This window comes from Embleya sp. NPDC059213 (genome assembly GCF_042754445.1).
Taxonomy (GTDB): domain Bacteria; phylum Actinomycetota; class Actinomycetes; order Streptomycetales; family Streptomycetaceae; genus Embleya.
On sequence record NZ_JBHZAV010000212.1, the window covers coordinates 1 to 15,504 of the forward strand.

General features: G+C 71.9%; 15 protein-coding genes. 4 read left to right on the forward strand and 11 right to left on the reverse strand.

Features of this window, described 5'->3' with window-relative positions; genetic code table 11:
- Positions 1–1,009 precede the first annotated feature (1,009 nt).
- The 4 genes from ACFXMF_RS41295 to ACFXMF_RS41310 form a co-directional block, all read right to left on the reverse strand.
- The gene (locus ACFXMF_RS41295) at positions 1,010–3,100 is read right to left on the reverse strand and encodes a restriction endonuclease (RefSeq protein WP_379992117.1); all 2,091 of its coding nucleotides are present in this window, start codon (positions 3,098–3,100) and stop codon (positions 1,010–1,012) included.
- Between the two features lie 667 nt (positions 3,101–3,767).
- Positions 3,768–4,535, reverse strand: a complete 768-nt coding sequence (locus tag ACFXMF_RS41300; protein WP_379992116.1) for a transposase — start codon at positions 4,533–4,535, stop codon at positions 3,768–3,770.
- A gap of 54 nt (positions 4,536–4,589) precedes the next feature.
- Positions 4,590–5,258: an HAD family hydrolase gene (locus tag ACFXMF_RS41305; protein WP_379992115.1), complete on the reverse strand. Its 669-nt coding sequence runs from the start codon at positions 5,256–5,258 to the stop codon at positions 4,590–4,592.
- A gap of 125 nt (positions 5,259–5,383) precedes the next feature.
- Positions 5,384–5,749 carry an excalibur calcium-binding domain-containing protein gene (locus ACFXMF_RS41310; RefSeq protein ID WP_360315463.1) on the reverse strand — a complete coding sequence of 122 codons (366 nt, stop codon included), beginning with the start codon at positions 5,747–5,749 and terminating at the stop codon, positions 5,384–5,386.
- Between the two features lie 616 nt (positions 5,750–6,365).
- Between ACFXMF_RS41310 and ACFXMF_RS41315 the strand changes: the two genes are divergently transcribed.
- Entirely contained in the window at positions 6,366–7,145 is a 780-nt protein-coding gene (locus tag ACFXMF_RS41315; RefSeq protein ID WP_360315465.1) for an alpha/beta hydrolase, read from the forward strand.
- Positions 7,146–7,210: 65 nt separating this feature from the next.
- Here the strand turns inward: ACFXMF_RS41315 and ACFXMF_RS41320 are convergent, their stop codons facing one another.
- On the reverse strand, positions 7,211–8,095 hold the full coding sequence (locus tag ACFXMF_RS41320; RefSeq protein ID WP_379992114.1) for a DMT family transporter: 885 nt from the start codon (positions 8,093–8,095) through the stop codon (positions 7,211–7,213).
- A gap of 265 nt (positions 8,096–8,360) precedes the next feature.
- Between ACFXMF_RS41320 and ACFXMF_RS41325 the strand changes: the two genes are divergently transcribed.
- Positions 8,361–8,909: a CGNR zinc finger domain-containing protein gene (locus ACFXMF_RS41325; RefSeq protein ID WP_379992113.1), complete on the forward strand. Its 549-nt coding sequence runs from the start codon at positions 8,361–8,363 to the stop codon at positions 8,907–8,909.
- Between the two features lie 77 nt (positions 8,910–8,986).
- On the opposite strand, the gene ACFXMF_RS41330 is transcribed toward ACFXMF_RS41325, so the two are convergent.
- From ACFXMF_RS41330 to ACFXMF_RS41345, 4 genes are all read right to left on the reverse strand, one after another.
- Positions 8,987–9,493 carry a MarR family transcriptional regulator gene (locus ACFXMF_RS41330; protein ID WP_360315471.1) on the reverse strand — a complete coding sequence of 169 codons (507 nt, stop codon included), beginning with the start codon at positions 9,491–9,493 and terminating at the stop codon, positions 8,987–8,989.
- Positions 9,494–9,565: 72 nt separating this feature from the next.
- The gene (locus ACFXMF_RS41335) at positions 9,566–10,138 is read right to left on the reverse strand and encodes a cupin domain-containing protein (protein WP_360315473.1); all 573 of its coding nucleotides are present in this window, start codon (positions 10,136–10,138) and stop codon (positions 9,566–9,568) included.
- Between the two features lie 84 nt (positions 10,139–10,222).
- Positions 10,223–12,238, reverse strand: coding sequence for a hypothetical protein (locus ACFXMF_RS41340; protein ID WP_360315475.1), 2,016 nt, complete (start codon positions 12,236–12,238; stop codon positions 10,223–10,225).
- 210 nt (positions 12,239–12,448) lie between these two features.
- The gene (locus ACFXMF_RS41345) at positions 12,449–12,652 is read right to left on the reverse strand and encodes a hypothetical protein (protein WP_360315477.1); all 204 of its coding nucleotides are present in this window, start codon (positions 12,650–12,652) and stop codon (positions 12,449–12,451) included.
- Between the two features lie 489 nt (positions 12,653–13,141).
- Between ACFXMF_RS41345 and ACFXMF_RS41350 the strand changes: the two genes are divergently transcribed.
- Positions 13,142–13,906, forward strand: coding sequence for a ZIP family metal transporter (locus tag ACFXMF_RS41350; protein WP_360315479.1), 765 nt, complete (start codon positions 13,142–13,144; stop codon positions 13,904–13,906).
- A 67-nt stretch (positions 13,907–13,973) separates the two neighbouring features.
- Here the strand turns inward: ACFXMF_RS41350 and ACFXMF_RS41355 are convergent, their stop codons facing one another.
- Both ACFXMF_RS41355 and ACFXMF_RS41360 read right to left on the reverse strand, forming a co-directional pair.
- Complete coding sequence (locus ACFXMF_RS41355) at positions 13,974–14,381, reverse strand: VOC family protein (protein WP_360315481.1); 408 nt, start codon at positions 14,379–14,381, stop codon at positions 13,974–13,976.
- Complete coding sequence (locus ACFXMF_RS41360; protein ID WP_360315483.1) at positions 14,378–14,809, reverse strand: DUF3995 domain-containing protein; 432 nt, start codon at positions 14,807–14,809, stop codon at positions 14,378–14,380. The genes ACFXMF_RS41355 and ACFXMF_RS41360 overlap by 4 nt, the downstream gene beginning before the upstream one ends.
- A gap of 125 nt (positions 14,810–14,934) precedes the next feature.
- Here ACFXMF_RS41360 and ACFXMF_RS41365 point away from each other — a divergent pair, with 125 nt between their 5' ends.
- On the forward strand, positions 14,935–15,465 hold the full coding sequence (locus ACFXMF_RS41365) for a hypothetical protein (RefSeq protein WP_360315485.1): 531 nt from the start codon (positions 14,935–14,937) through the stop codon (positions 15,463–15,465).
- Positions 15,466–15,504 lie beyond the last annotated feature (39 nt).

Here is a 15,504-nt window from a genome sequence, read left to right on the forward strand (position 1 = left end):
GTGGAGGAGCCTGCGACGGAGCAAAAAAGTGGTGCCTCGCGAGCCGGCGCCGAAGGCGCCCAATAGAAGCAGCGCTGCATCGCCGAAAGCCGCCCGCCCTGCTCGCTACGCTCACGACCCCGGCCCACCACTCCCTGCACTTGCGACTTGGGTCGGCCTACCCGCCCCCGTCCACGACACCGGCCACCGGCTCGCCGCGCCCACGACTCCCCCCACCGGCTCACTCCGCTTGCGACTTGCGTCAGCCCGTTCGCTGAGCTTGCGACTCCGGCTCACCGGATCACTACGCTCGCGACCCCACGCCGCCAACTCCCCACACTCGCGACTCGCGCCGGCCTACCCACCCCCTCCAGAACTCCCCCCACCGGCTCACTCCGCCTACGAATTGCGTCAGCCCGTACGCCGAGCCTGCGACTCCGACTCACCGAACTGCTGCGCTCGCGACCCCACGCCGCCAACTCCCCACACTCGCGACTCGCGCCGGACTACCCGCCCCCTCCAGGACTCCGTCCACCGGCTCGCTCCGCCTACGAATTGCGTCAGCCCGTACGCTGAGCTTGCGACTCCGGCTCACCGGATCACTACGCTCGCGACCCCACGCCGCCGACCCCCGCACTCGCGACTCGCGTCGGCCTACCCGCCGTGTCCACGACTCCGGCCACCGGCTCGCCGCGCCCACAACTCCGGTCGGCGTGTCTGCTGCGCCCGCGGCTTCGTTCCGCCGGCCCGCTGCGACCGCGACCAGGCCCGTCGGCCGCCTGTGCCCATCACTCCGCCCGTCGGCTCGCCACGTCTGCAACTTGGTCCACCGGCCCCGCCGCGCCCCCGACTCCGGCCGACCAAGCTCGCCGCGCCCATGACCCGCCGCCCCGCCCGGCTGCCGGCCCCGACATCCGCGTCCCGATCCGAGCCGAGCCGAGCCGATCCAGCCCAAACCAATCCGAGCCGATCCGAGCCGATCCGCCCCCTATGTCCCATGCGTGGCGGTGGCGTTGGGGCCCGAGGAGCCCTACTCCACCTCCACCCCGTGGGACTCGGCGACGCCCAGGAGGCCGTTGCGGAAGCCGTTGGTGGTGGGGGAGAAGGTCCAGGTGTCGTCGGTGCGGACGAATGCGCCCAGGACCATGGCGGTTTCGCCCGGGCGGCGGGTGGGGACCGGGTTGTCGCCGAGCCGGCGGCCGTCGGCCTGGTCGAGGCGGGTGAGCCTGGCTCCGCGGAGGGCGGCCAGGTCGCCGTTGGGGGCGCGTTCCTGGTCGACGGCGGCGGCCAGGACCAGGCGGTCGGCCTCGCGGGGCAGCAGGGTCAGGTCGACCAGGAAGGCCACGCCGTCGCCGATCCGGACCGCGCCTTCGGGGCTGGCCGGGTTGTTGAAGAACACGAAGTGTTCGTCGCCGAGCACTCGGCCACGACGACAGACGAAGGCGCACGGGTCCAGGGCCGGCGCGTTGCCCGGTTCCCACGCGAGTTGCACCAGGATCCGGCTGCCGGGCGCGGCCGGCGCGGTGCCGCCCGCACCGGGGCCGAGCCGACCGCGCAGGCCGTGTTGTCCGAGCAGGCCGACCAGTTCGGGGCCGGTGATCAGGCCCAGCGGCTTGTTCCGGATGAACTCGTGGCTGCCGGGCCCGAACCCGGAGGTGGTCACCAGCAAACCCTTGTTCGCGCCGTGGTGTTGCACCGTGCCGGCCAAGTCCCGCACCGCCGTGGGCGGGACCGTGTTGCGGTAGCGCTTGACCTGCACGACGATCTTGCCGCCGCGGATCGGGTCCGGGTCCACCGCGACCACGTCCACCCCCTGGTCGCCGCTGCGCGCGGTGGTCTCGACCTGCATGCCCATGCGCTTGAAGAGTTCGGCGATCAGGTTCTCGAACTCGATCGGGTCCATCACGAACAGGTCCGGGTCGTCGTCGCCGGCACGCACGGGCGCCGGGGTGATGGTCGGTGCCGGCGCCGGGGTCGGCGCCGACGCGACGCTGTCCGCGAGCCGGATCGGCTGTACCGGGGTGGGCCGATCCGGACGCGTGGACAGGGTCCCGCTCATCGCCTCCAGACACGCGACCGCGTCCACCCGATCGAGGCTGATCTGCCGAAACTCCCCGGCCTGCGCGGTCACCGTGAGCAGGTACGTGCGCCCGTGTCGACCGGTGGCCGGATTCACCGCCTGGACGAAGCCGTTGAGCACCACCGAATCGAGGATGCTCTCGTGGTCGGCGAAGAAGACCTCGGCCAGGATCCGGATCGCGCTCTGCGCCAGCACGTCGCGGTGGATCGTCCGTCGGTCGGTCGCGGTGCGCGCGACCTCCTTCTCCTGGTCGTCGGTCTTCACGTAGCGCACGCGCGCCACGGCCGGCACCACCTCGGTGGTCGGCAGTTCGTGGTCGACCACCAACTGCCGCGCGGCGGCGTCGAAGGCCACCGTCGAATGGTCGGAGAAGCCCTCGGGCCAATCCGGCGACGCCAGCAGGACGCCCTCGAAGTAGTCCTCGATCGCCTCGGGATCGCGCGCCGCGAGCCGCCGCACGAGGTCGTCCACCTGTTGGTTGCGCTGCGCGGCCAGCGCCCGCTGCCCGTTCGCCCAGTCCTCGAACTGCCGGTGGTAGTCGTTGTATCGCTGCTGCCGCTCGTACTCGGCGGCCTGCGCGGCCCGCAGGTCGTGGGCGTAGCGCGCCTGCGCCTGCGCCCGATCCTGCTCGTAGCGCGACTGGGCGCCGGGCGCGAAGCTGCCCAGCCCCGACGGCGCGGCCGGCTGATAGCGCGCCGGGTCGGGCATCGGGATCGGCCGAGCCAGTTCACCGGGTTGGAACGGTGGGATCTCCACGGCGCTGCGCAACCGCTCGATCCGAAAGCCCGGCGCACTCAGCCGGGCCCGCAGCACGCCTTGCAGTTCGGCGACCCGATCCTCGATCTCGGCGGTCCGGCGGGCCACTTCGGCCTCGCGGGACTGTTGATAGGCGCGCTGCGCCTCGCGGTCGGCCCGCGCGGCGGCCTTCTGCGCCTCGCGCCGGTTGCGTTCGTCGGCCCTGAGTTGTTGCTGGTGCGCCCGCAACTCGGCCTCGCGTTGCCGTTGTTGTTGCCGCTGCAGCTCGGCCCATGCCCCCAGCACGCCGGTGCTCCGCCGACTCGCCACGCTATCGCCCTTCCGCCCTGCACCCGTCCGCCCCCCGCGCCGGATCACATCCTGCCGTGTCGGACCGACCTACGCGAAGGCGGTCGGCGGGTTCGGGACGGATCGTCGTGGGCCTCAGCGCCCACCGCGCGAACCACCACCCTTCGAACCTCCGGACGAACCGCTCGACGAACCGCTCGACGACCCACCCTTCGATCCACCGGACGAGCCCCGCGACGAAACCCCACCGACCCCGCCGCTCGTTCCCGACGAACTACCGGACGTGGAACCGGACAAGGAACCGGACGAAGAACCCGACGAAGAACCTGCGGTCGAAGACGAACGCGACCCGCCGCCGGAGGTGGCTCCCGGCAACAGAGGCCACAGTCGCGTCGAGGTCGACGTGGGCGTCGGGCCGGCCGTCGCGCTCTCCGTGAGCGATATTCCCGGCGGCTTCGTCGTCTTCTTGCCGTCACCGCCACAGCCCGACAGGATCAGGACACCCGCCAACACCCCGGCCACAGCCGTCGCGCCCGTCCGAATACCCGGTTTCCGTCCGCCTCGCATACACGCCCCCGTGGTCGAGTTTCGAGGGACTCTAAAGGTTGTCCCACAAGTGATCTTCGAGTTGCGGATGCGGTCGGCAGCTGCGCGAACTCGTCGGCTATCCGGCGAGAGCGAGGTTGTGCAAGCGGGCGATGCCGAGCATGGCGTGGTGGACGCCGTCGCCTTTGAGACGGCAATCGCGGAGGATCTTCCAGCTCTTCATGCGGGCGAAGGTGTGCTCGACACGGGCGCGAACTCGCTTGTGGGAGCGGTTGTGTTCCTCCTTCCAGGGCGGAAGGTCGCTTCCCTTCCGGCGGCGGTGCGGGATGACCAGTCCGGTGCCTTGGTAGCCGCCGTCGGCGATGGTCATGGTGCGGCCAACGGCGAGCTTTGCGCCGGACTCCTCCCAGCCGCGGGAGTCGTGCCGGTTGCCGGGCAAGGGCCGGCCGACCACGACGACCAGGCGGGTGTCGGCGTCGATGACGACCTGATGGGCGGTGGAATAGCGGTAGTTCTTGGACTGCTCGGCGATGGAATGGTCGCGGGTGGGCACCAGAGTGCCGTCCACGATCAGCACGGTGTCCTGGCGGAACCGCCGGCGGGACTGGAGCGCAAGCAGTGGGCTGAGGTGGTCAATGATGCGGGCGGCAGTGGATTTCGAGACTCCGAACAGTGGCGCGAGCTGGCGCATCGTCAAGTTCGTTCGCCAGTAGGCCGTCACCAACAAGACGCGGTCTTCCGGGGAAAGGCTCCACGGACGTCCCCGCCGTGCTTCACCGGCACCTTGGCGGCGTACGGCGGTCACCAACTTGCCGAAGCAGCGCGGGCTCAGCCCGGCGAACGGCACTATCCAAGACGGCTCCGACGCCGTGATCACACCAGTCACGCCAAGATCGTTTCACTGTGACGGGTGCCCGCCGGACCGCCGCCAACGGCGCGCTCAGACCGTAGAGTCCCGGTGCGAGCCCGTCGTGAATGCGAGGATGTCGGGCACTGCCTCGTACAGGCTCGCGAAGTGGCGGTGCACGCCGTCCACCGGGACCGAGGCGTTGACTCCCCACACCGTCATGCCTGCCCGCAGCCCGGACTCGACTCCGGATCGGGCGTCCTCAATGACCAGGCAGTCCTCCGGCTTGGCGCCAAGTCGTTCGGCGGCAAGCAGGTAGGGAACCGGTGACGGCTTGCCTTCCGCGACTGCGGCGGCATCCACGAGCACGCCCGGAACCGGTAGCCCGGTCCGGGCAAACCGCCCGCGCACCCGGTGCTCGTAGTTCGAAGTCACCAGCGCCCAGCAGCCCGAGGGCAAGCGGGGCAGCAACTCGGACGCACCGTCGAAAGCGGCATAGACACCGGACCTGACGTCCTCATCCTCAAGCTCGTGCAACGCGGCCAAGCACTCCCGCGCGTCGTGCTCTGGGGCTACCGCCGCGAAGGTCTCCAATGGCCGCGTTCGCAGCGCCACTTGGTAGACCGCGACAGGGTCGAGTCCGTAACGCGCCGCCCATGCCTCCCAGACTTGGCGCTGGTTGGCCACCGCGTCGATCAACGTCCCGTCGACATCAAAGAGGACACACTTCGCGGAACCCCGCTGCGTAAGTTCGCTGATCACGCCGAGATCATGCCATCAGCCCATCAAGCTGGCGTTGCGGGACAGCCCTTAGACCGGACCACCGGCCGCCGCAGCGGGGAATCCCCTCCCTCGCGCCCCTCCCCCACGGCGGCCGGACCCCCGCGCTACTCGCAGCCGACTCCGTCTCCGTCGCGGTCCAGGTGTTTGCCGTAGCCGGGGTCGCCGCGGTGGATCGGCGCAGCGCCCGCGGCCCGGACGGCGGTGCAGTTCTTGTAGTATGCCGGGCCGCCACCGCCGGTGCTGCTGCCGTCGCTCGTGCTGCTGCCGGCGCCCGGGTCACCGCCCGACGTCCCGGTACCGGACGAGCCCCCGGACGACGAACCGCCCACCGCAGAGCCGCCGTTGCTGCCGCTTCCGCTCGTGCCACCGCTCGTGCCCGGCGCCGGAGTGCTCGGGCGCGTGGTCGTCGGCGGCGCACTGGTCGCGGCCTGGGTGGACGGCGGCGCCGAACTCGGCGGCGCGGACGTCACCGGTGCGGATGTCGCCGGCGCCGTAGCGGACGCCGTACCACCGCTCGGCGACGGCTTGGGGCTGTCGGACCCCCCGTCGTCCCCACCGCAACCGCTCAGGGTCAGGGTCAACGTGACCGCCAGTGTCGCCGTGGCGACTCCGGGACGCAGGACCGACCCGGTTTTCGGCATGCGAAAAGCCGATATGCGCATGTGCGAGTTCCCCCCTCGAGATGTGCCGCCCGGGACTCTAGTCCCCTTCGGGGCCGCCGCTGCAGGCAACCACCGATTCCGTCGCGACCCCGCCGATCCTCGTGGGGTGCCGGGGTTCCGTCGAAGGTGTCCGGGTGCCGCGCCCGACAGCGCACGACCCGAATCGAGCGGTCCCACGCGCACCGGACATCCGGCCCGAGAACGAACACCGCCCGGCTTCCGGTCGCCGACATCGAGCAGTCGCGCGAACCGAAGGGCGTGGCACGGTGGTTGGCCTTCGTCGGTTCGTGGGGCGGCACCCTCGCCCCGGCGTGGACGCGGACCGCCCGAAGCGGGTCACCGAGCCGGTCCCGCGTGAGGGCCGGTCCCGCGTGGCCGGGTGGGTCGACGCCGAGCCGGGCCCGGGTCCCGGGAGAATGCTCGAATGAGTGCTTCCCGCGACATCCTCACACGCCCGGCCGCCGGGCCCGATCGCACGCTGCGGTACGGACCGGCGGCGGATCAACTCGTCGACCTCTGGCAGCCGGCGGCCGACCCGCGCGCGCTCGTGGTGGTCGTGCACGGCGGATATTGGCGGGCCGAGTACGACCGCAAGTACACATATCCGATGTGCGTAGCGCTGGCGGCCGAGGGCTACGCGGTCGCGAGCATCGAGTATCGCCGTGCCGGGCAACCGGGGGGCGGCCTGCCCGGCACGTTCGAGGATGTCGCCGCCGCGCTGGATCTGCTGTGCGCGGAGGCCGATCGGCCCGTGGTCCTGCTGGGGCACTCGGCGGGCGGACACCTGGCGGTCTGGGCGGCGCTGCGCGATCGGGTGCCGGCGGGTGGCGCGGGCCGGTTGCCGGCCGCGCCGCCGCTCGCGGGCGTGGTGTCGTTGGCGGGCGTACTGGATCTGGACGCGGCCCTGGCCCTGGACCTGGACGACGGGGCGGCGGCGGAGTTCCTGGGCGAGGACCGCTCCGAGGCGGTACTGGCCCAGGCGGACCCGACGCGGTTGGCGACGGGCGGCGTGGTCGGGCGGGGGTTGATCCTGCTGCATGGCGACGCCGACGAACAGGTACCGATCGCCCTTGGTCGGACCTTCGCGGCGGTGTCGGGCGCGCCGTTGCGGGTGTTGGCCGGCGTCGGCCACTTCGAGCCGGTCGACCCGCTCTCGGCGGCCTGGCCGGAGGTCGTCCGGGCGGTCGCGGAACTGGCGGGCTGACGCGGCCGATCGGGGCCGACGGCGGAGCATGGATGGCGGCCGGTCGCCGTACGCGCGACGGGCCGCTATCGCCGATTGGCCAGCAGTACGCCGATCCCGCCGATCACGATCCCGGCGAGCGCGGCCGGTCGCAGCGCCTGGTCGAGCAGGAGCCACGCGAGGATCGCCGTGGCGGCCGGGGTCAGGAAGAACAGCGTGCCGACCCGGCTCGCCGAGGATTGCCGCAACATCAGGTTGAGCAACATGAACACGCCGATCGAATTGACCAGCACCATCCACCCGAGCGTGCCCACGAACGGCCCCCACGCGCTCACGTGCGGCGTCTCGAACAACAACGAAGCCAGCCCGATGAACGGCGCGCTGACCAGGAACTGCACCGCCGTACCGGTGCGCAGGTCGACGTCGTGCACGTAGCGCTTCTGGTACACGGTGCCCACGCTCAACCCGAGCAGCCCCAGCACGGCCAGGACCAGCGCCGGGACCGACAGCCGGCCGGGATCCGCGACGGCGAGAATCACGCCGAGCGTGCCCAGGCCGAAGCCCAGCCACTGCCGCACACTCACCCGCTCGCCGAGGAAGCGCCCGGCCAGGAGCGCGATCAGCACCGGATTGAGCCCCTGCACGAGAGCCACCACCGCAGCGGGTAGCCCCATCGCGAGCGCCGTGTACAACGCGCCGAACTGCAGCGCCTGGAAGAGCAGTCCGGCCACCATGACGTGGCCGAGTCGACGCCCGCGCGGCCACGGCGCGCGAACCGCGAGCGCGAACGCGCCGAGCAACAACCCGGCGAGCGCGAATCGGGCGAAGGTCAGCAGGAGCGGCGGCGCGGCGTCCACGCCGATCGCGCCGACGATGAACGCGCTGCTCCACAGCAGCACGAACACGGGCGGTATCGCCTTGCCGACCACGGCGGCTCGCGCGCCCCGGTCGCCCGAATCGGGCGACCGCACGCCGGCGACGGACCGGGGGGCGGCACCTGCGCCGCCTCCGGCCTCCGACGCGGTTCCGGGACTCCCGCTGCTTCCGCCGCTTCCGGTATCTCCGCCGGTCCCGCCGCTTTCGGTGCTTCCGCTTCCAGTGTGTGCGGCATGTGCCGTGCGTGCGGTGGTCATCGAGGTCCCTCCCGGGTCACAGCATCGAGCGAGTAACTACCCAATCCGGTTACTCACCATGGCGCGCCCAGTCGTAACCTGTCAATCCGGTTATGCTGGCGGGGTGACCTTCACCTTCATCGGCGGCGACCTCGCGCTCGACCTGGTCGGAACACTGCAAAAGCGCCGCACCGAACCCCGCGACCTGCTGGACACGCCGGCCGCGCTCGGAGCGTGGGCGGTCGCCGCCGGCCTCGTGAACACCGCGCCGCCCGTCGACGAGGACGCACTCGCGACCACGATCGAGCTGCGCGAAGCGCTGTACCGGCTCGCGAGTGCCCGAGCCACGGCGCAGGGGCACGGCGCGCGTGATCGCGCGACGCTGAACGACCTCGCCGCCGGCGCTCCGGTCACGGTGGCACTGGCCGCCGACGGTCGGGTACGGCGTACCGGCGACATCGCCGCCGTCCTGGCCACGGTCGCGCGCTCGGCGGTCGTCCTGTTCGGCGGCGCGGACGCGGCGCGCGTCCGCGAATGCGAGGCGCCGACGTGCACCCGCCTGTACGTCGACTCGTCCCGGCACGGCAGCCGGCGCTGGTGCGACATGCGGGCCTGCGGAAATCGCGCCAAGGCGGCAAGCTTCCGCGCCCGCCACCGCGCCGCCGACGCCTGACCCGGCCGCCCCTCGGCGTGGGCCGGGGCCGCCCACCGGACCGCCCCGGCCCACCGACGAACGCTTTTCGCGCAGCCCTACCCGGGCGCGCCCAACGCCGAGGCGAGGATCCGCAGCGCCTTGTCGACCACGTCCCGGTCCGCCTCCGCGATCGGCTTCAGCAACCCGTCGAGCGCGTCGATCCGCGCGCGCATCGCCGCCCGCGCGCCCTCGCGCCCCGACTCGGTGAGGCAGACCAGGACCGAGCGGCCGTCCTCGGGGTTGGGCCGGCGCTCGATCAGGTCCTTGCGGGCGAGCCGGTCCACGCAGTGCGTCATCCCGCCCGACGAGTACATCACCAGCGGTTGCAGCTCACGCAGCGTCAGACCCGGCCGATCCGGTCGGGTCGCGAGGACGACCAACACCATGTACTCCGGCGCGGTCAGCCCCAACGCGCCGATGCTGCGCCGGTCGAAGTCCTCCATCGCGATCATCGCCTGATGCAGGCGCACCACGAAGCCCACCGAGGACGCCTCCACGTCCGGCAGTACCGCCGACCATGCCGACACCACGGAATCGGCGTAGTCGGTCTGTGCATCGCTCACGTCGTACTCCCTGACAGCCCGCGCCCGCTTGGTCCCGGGTCGCCACCGTAGTATCGGCGACCCGCCGCCGGCTCACAGCGTCCGAAAGTCCTCGAACGAGAACGCGGGCGAGACCACGCACGACACCAGCACCGCCTCCCCGGCCGCCGGCCGAGCCGCCTGCCACACCCCCGGCGGAATCACCACCTGCGGCTGCTCGCCCGCCTCCACGTCCGGGCCGAGAATCACCCGGCGCGGCCGGGCCTCGGGCGTCGTGCCGTCGCCGCCCAGGCGCAGTTCGAGCGGTCCGCCGCGATGCCAGAGCCACACCTCGGCGGACCTGACGACATGCCAGATGGACTCCTCGCCCGGGCAGAGCAGGTAGTAGATGGCGCTCGCGGTCTCCCGCGAGCCCGGGTATCCGGGCGGGGTCACATTCACCCGGCTGCGCCAGGTCTCCCGGTACCAGCCCCCTTCGGCATGCGGCACGAGCCCCATCACCCGGGCCAGTTCCGGCGGATCGAGCCGCGCCGGGGAAACGGTGGGACCGCCCCGGGTCTCGGACGCGGAGCGGGAAGCGGAGTCGGAAACGGAATCGGAAACGGAATCGAACGTGGAGTCGGCATCGAATGCGGCGCCGGATACGGCGTCGGATGCGGAGGACATGGGTGCTCCCTCGGCTGGTGTCGGTTCCGGCGCCGGACGCGGCCGGAACCCACACCCTCACACGAACGGGCGCCCGAACCGGGCCTATCCCGCAGGTGCCGTGCACGGCGCGCCGCCGCACACGTCCACGACCCGACCGGTGGCCAGGAATTCCGCCTTCTGTCGGCGGGCCACCGGCGAGTTGCGCGGGTCCGAGTGCGGATCACGCCCGTACTCGGGTCCGATCGGCGGCGTATTGCTCACCGGCGGCGCGGGCGACCCGCTGTCCCAGACCACCAGCGCGGACCCCCGGTAAGGCTCGCGCGGCAGCGGTCGAATCCCCCAGTAGGGATCCCGGTCGGGGTTGCGCCCGGGCGCGATCGCGGGCTCGTGGATGCGCGCCCCGATCGTGCGCGCCTCGGTCTCGGCGGTCACCGTGGAGACCTGGTGGTCGCCGAACGCGATCTGCATGAGCACCTGGTGGCGCGGTGTACGCGGCAGCGGACTGCGGTCCAGGCCGCTCGCGTAGCCGTTCGTCTCGCCCCGATCCCACAACATCTGGAACAGCGACAACACCACCTGCTGATCGAGCTTGTCCGGGAAACCGGCGTCCAGGATCTGTCCGTACGGCCCGAAGTCGGAGCTGCGGTTGAGCAGGACGCTGTAGTTCATCCCGGTCACCCCGAGCACACCACGCTTCGCGTCCTGGGACACCGCGAGCAGCGACCCGCCGAGAATGCCGCCCTGGCTGTTGCCGTCGTAGACCAGGCCCTTGGCGGTGTCGATCAACGGCCGCCCGTCGTCGGTCCGAAACGCCGGGTCGGCGCCGAAGCCCTGTTCGTGGATCATCCCCCGGCCCAGGAACAGCGCGTTCAGGAAGCCCTGTTGGGTGCGGTCCGGCACAGCGCCGAAACTGCCCGGGTCGGCCAGGGCGCGGGCCACGGTGGGCAGGTCCTCGTCCGCCATGCCGATCCACTTGGTGGCACAGAAGGTGATGTCGTGCTCGGCGGCCATCGCCTTGACGTTCCCGCCGCCCACCTCGTTGTTGCTGCCGAGCAGGCCGTGTCCGTACAACGATGCCTGCGAGGGCCGGTCGAACGCGGCCCGCGGGATCTCGCAACGGAACTGCGCCGCCTGGGTGTTCCCGGGCAACTGTCGCGGCAGCCCGTCCCGGCCGAGGTTGAGGGTGGAACCGGTGGGACCGCCGGGGCGGTTCAGGTAGCTGGGTACGGTGACCGTGCCGGTGACCTCGCGGGCGATCCGCGAATCCTGCTCCGGAGTCGGGTTCTTCACTCCGGTCACGGTGAACTGCGGCGCCCGGTCCCCGAGTCGGCCGAACGCGTCGTCGCGCATTCGGAGCATGCCGGCGGTGAGGTTTCGCTCACTCGCGACGGTGAAGTCCCAGGCCAGGTACAGGTCGCGACGCTCGACGCCGGCGCGATCGAGGCGATCCAGCGCCGGGCGCAGTTGCGCCTGCCGAGCGGCCGATGGGTCGCGGCGCGGCAGGGTCCGGCCCGCGATCCGGGCGAAGGTCTCCGGCGCGGCGATCACCCGTCCGTCCGCGTCGCGCAGGTTGCGCAGGCCGACGACGTAGCGGTGGCCGGGGACGAAGTTCCTGGCCGGGTGCACCAATAACGCTCGGCGGGTCGGGTCCGTGGCGTTGGCGTCGAGTTCGGCCCAGTGGGGCCAGCGTTCGCCGGTCTCGGTGTCCACGATGACGATCGGCGCGTTCCGGGCGAGCGATGCGCCGACGTCGGTGACCGGCGCCGCGCCGCTGCGACCGAGGTCGACGCCGGGGATCCGGGTGATCAGCGTCGAGCCGGGCGAGAAGCCGTCGTTGCGGTTCCAGGCGTCGGGCGTGGCGCCGTGCGGCATCATCGCCGCCGTGAACGCGACCCGACGTCCGGTGTCGGTGTGCCGATCGGCCTGCGTGTACCAGTTGTTCGGGAACGGCAGGAGACACGCGGCCGGGTCGATCGGATCGCAACCGGGTTCGCCGCCCGGGTGGTTCGGATGCGCTTCCGCGGCGGGTGGGACCAGGAACGACAACGACAGGGCGGCCACGACGGCGACCACCGCGGCCGGCAGCCGGCGGCGGGGACGGTGCGCGGTTCGGCTCACTATTCCTCCAACTCCTACGGCGAGCGAGGGCTGTGCAGGAATATCCACCGACATCTTGCAGCGCTTGCGGCGCAAGGGGAACGGGGAGCGGAGGTGACGAGTGGGAATCGCGCACCCGGTCGGGAGCGCGAACGTTCCCCGTCACGGGGAGCCCGTGGCGGGGAACGCGATGGTGGGTGGATGTCGGATCGGGATCGGGCTGTCGGTCGGTCAGACCTTGGCGAGCGCGCCGGGGTCGACCGATACCTCGACCGTACGGAAGCCGCCGGCCACGCCGCGCAGCGTGAAGCACACGTCCGCACGGCCCATCGTGGTGCGCACGACCACTCCCGGTGCGCCTACCGGGACGGTCTGCTTGGTGAAGCCGCCGAGTGACTGCTTCGCCGTGACCTTGTCGCCTACCTTCATATTCATCGTTCCGTTTCTCCCCGTTGCGTACCTGCATGGGTCGCCCACACGCCGCGCGCCTTACCGGGTCGCCGAAGTCGCGCGGCGGCGGGATGTCACGGAGTACGGCTCGCCTGGGACCCGGCCATCGGCATGCGTGCCGGGCGGGGTCGTAGCGGCAGCCGGCACCAGAATACGGCGGACGTCGCGCCTTGGCGCCTGAATATCGGGTCGAGACACCTGGGTTTCATGGTGGAAGTCCCGTTTGTCGCCGAGCGTGGACGGCCCGGGTACGGTGCGTGTGCGATCGCCGCTTTCGCGGCGTACGGGTGATCGACTCGGCTCGATGGCAACCGACTTGCCGTCGCCCACGGTCATCGCGCCGGCGTGCGCCGGGCGCGGTGCGAATGCTCACTCGTACGGCGCAGCCACCGGCGCGTTCGCCCAGCCGCCGGCCGACGATTGATCGATGACGCCGTCGCGAATGCAGCCGCCGGGTTCCGGGCAGCCACGGGCATGACCGCCGTACTGGTCGCCGCCGGCGCCTTCTTGATGACCCTGCTCGGCGGTTGGGTGGCGCAGCGCATCGGTGATCGCCGACACCTCGTCCTGGGCTTCGCCGCCGGGCTGATGCTCGGTGTGGTCGCCTTCGACCTGTTGCCCGAGGCGCTGGCCGCGGCCGGCGAACGGCTGGCCGGCGTGCCCGAGGCGTTGTTGATGTTCGTCCTCGGCTTCCTGGTCCTGCACGTGATCGAGCGCTCGGTGGCGATCCACCGGGGGCACGAGGGCGAGTACGCGCCACATGCCCACCAGCACGCCCCGACCGTGGGCGCGGACGGACGGGCCAAGGGCATCGGCCTGACCGCCGCCGCCGCGCTGGTGGGGCACAGCGTGATGGACGGCTTCGCGATCGGCGCGGCCTTCCAGGCCGGTACGACGGTGGGCACCACGGTGGCGATCGCGGTGGTGGCGCACGACTTCGCGGACGGCTTCAACACCTACACGGTCACCCGCCTGTACGGCAACGACCGCCGCCGGGCGCTGGCCCTGCTGGGGGCGGACGCCCTGGCGCCGGTGACGGGCGCGGCCATCACGCTCGCCTTCACCATCCCGGAACACGCCCTCGGCCTCTACCTGGGCTTCTTCGCGGGCTTCCTGCTCTACCTCGCCACCGCCGACATCCTCCCCGAAGCGCACAGCCCACACCCCTCGGGCTCGACCCTGCTGTGCACGATCGCGGGCGTGGGCTTCCTGTGGTGGGCGATCTGGCTGGCGCAGTAGCCGGGGGCGTCCTGCGGGGCCGGTGGCGCCGGCGTGTTCGTGCCGGGCCGGTGGCGCGGGCCGTCGTTCAGCGCGACAGCGGGCCGGTGCGCTCGATCAGGTCCCAGCGATTGCCGTAGAGGTCGCGGAAGACCGCGACGACGCCGTACTTCTCCTGCCGCGGCGGCTCCTCGAAGATCACGCCGGCGGCGAGCATCCGGGCGTGCTCCCGGGCGAAGTCGTCGGTGTACAGGAACAGTCCGACCCGCCCACCGGTCTGATCCCCCACCCGGGAGCGCTGCTCCTCGTCCACGGCCCGGGCCAGCAGCACCGCCGCCTCGTTCGGCCCCGTGCCCGGCGGCGCGACCACGACCCACCGCTTGCCGTCCTCCATCGGGGTGTCCTCGCGCAGGTCGAACCCGAGGGCTCCGGTGTAGAACGCGATGGCCTCGTCGTAGTCCCGCACCACCACCGCCACCAGCCCGAGCCGATTCATCGCCCGCTCCCGCCGGCCGCAACCGCCGAACCGGCCGCGAGCGCGAGGCACAGCGGTGAGTAGGCCACCCGGTCCAATCGGCGAAAGCGCACCGAGGACGATCCCGGCGACGCGAGATCGGTGCGCCCGGCCAGGCCGAGCACCCCACGCAGACCCAGTACGCCGGCCACCCCGAACGCCCCGAGCCGAGCCACCGCCGGCCGACTCCTCGGTCGGCCCGCGACCAACAGCGCCGCCGCGCCCAGCGCCCCCGCGACGGCGAAGCACGCCGCCGGCCCGGGCACGCTCCCCCGTCCGACCACCGCGTCCGACAACGACTCCCGATCGGGCAGCGGCCACGACGACCCCAGCCCCCACGCCACATGCAGCCCGGCGAGCGCGGTCAGACTCCCCGCCGACATCCGCGCGGCAACACCCTCGATCGTCATGCGCCCCAAGCTACCCGGCGCCACCCACACCCCTCGGCCACGGGTCGGCGCCCGGCTCGTCGCGCCGGATTCCGCTGCGGGCGGACCTCCTTGCCTTCGAGCCACATCGGCGTAAGTTGAATTACATGATTACAACGAAGCAGGAAGCAGTCCGAGGCTGGTTCACCGGACGCCTCCCCGAGGCACTGTTCACCGCGCTCGTCGACGTGATCGTCGATCGCGAGGAGATCACCGTGATCGGCCGCATCCCCGAGCCGGATCTCGCCGACGACGTCTCCACCGACGAACGCGACGCGGCGCGCGACGGCCGGATCGCCGAATTCCGCGAACGTACCCGCGAGGACCGGATGGCCGTGGCCCGCGAGGCCGAGCGTCGCTTCGGCCGCAAGGTCTCCTGGGGCGTGGAATGCGGCGGCACCCGGGCCCTGTACACCACGGTCTCCGTGCCGGTGATGACCCGGTTGCGCCAGCCCGAACGTCAGGTCCTGGACACCCTGGTCGCCGGCGGCGTCGCCCGCAGCCGCAGCGACGCGCTGGCCTGGTGCGTACGCCTCGTGCAACGCAACACCGACACCTGGCTCACCGACCTGCGCGAGTCCCTGGAAACCGTCGAACGCATCCGCACCCAGGGCCCCGACACCACCCCCGCCGAGTAACGCCGGGCACCCACGAGGGCGGCGGCAGCGGGCCGTCCC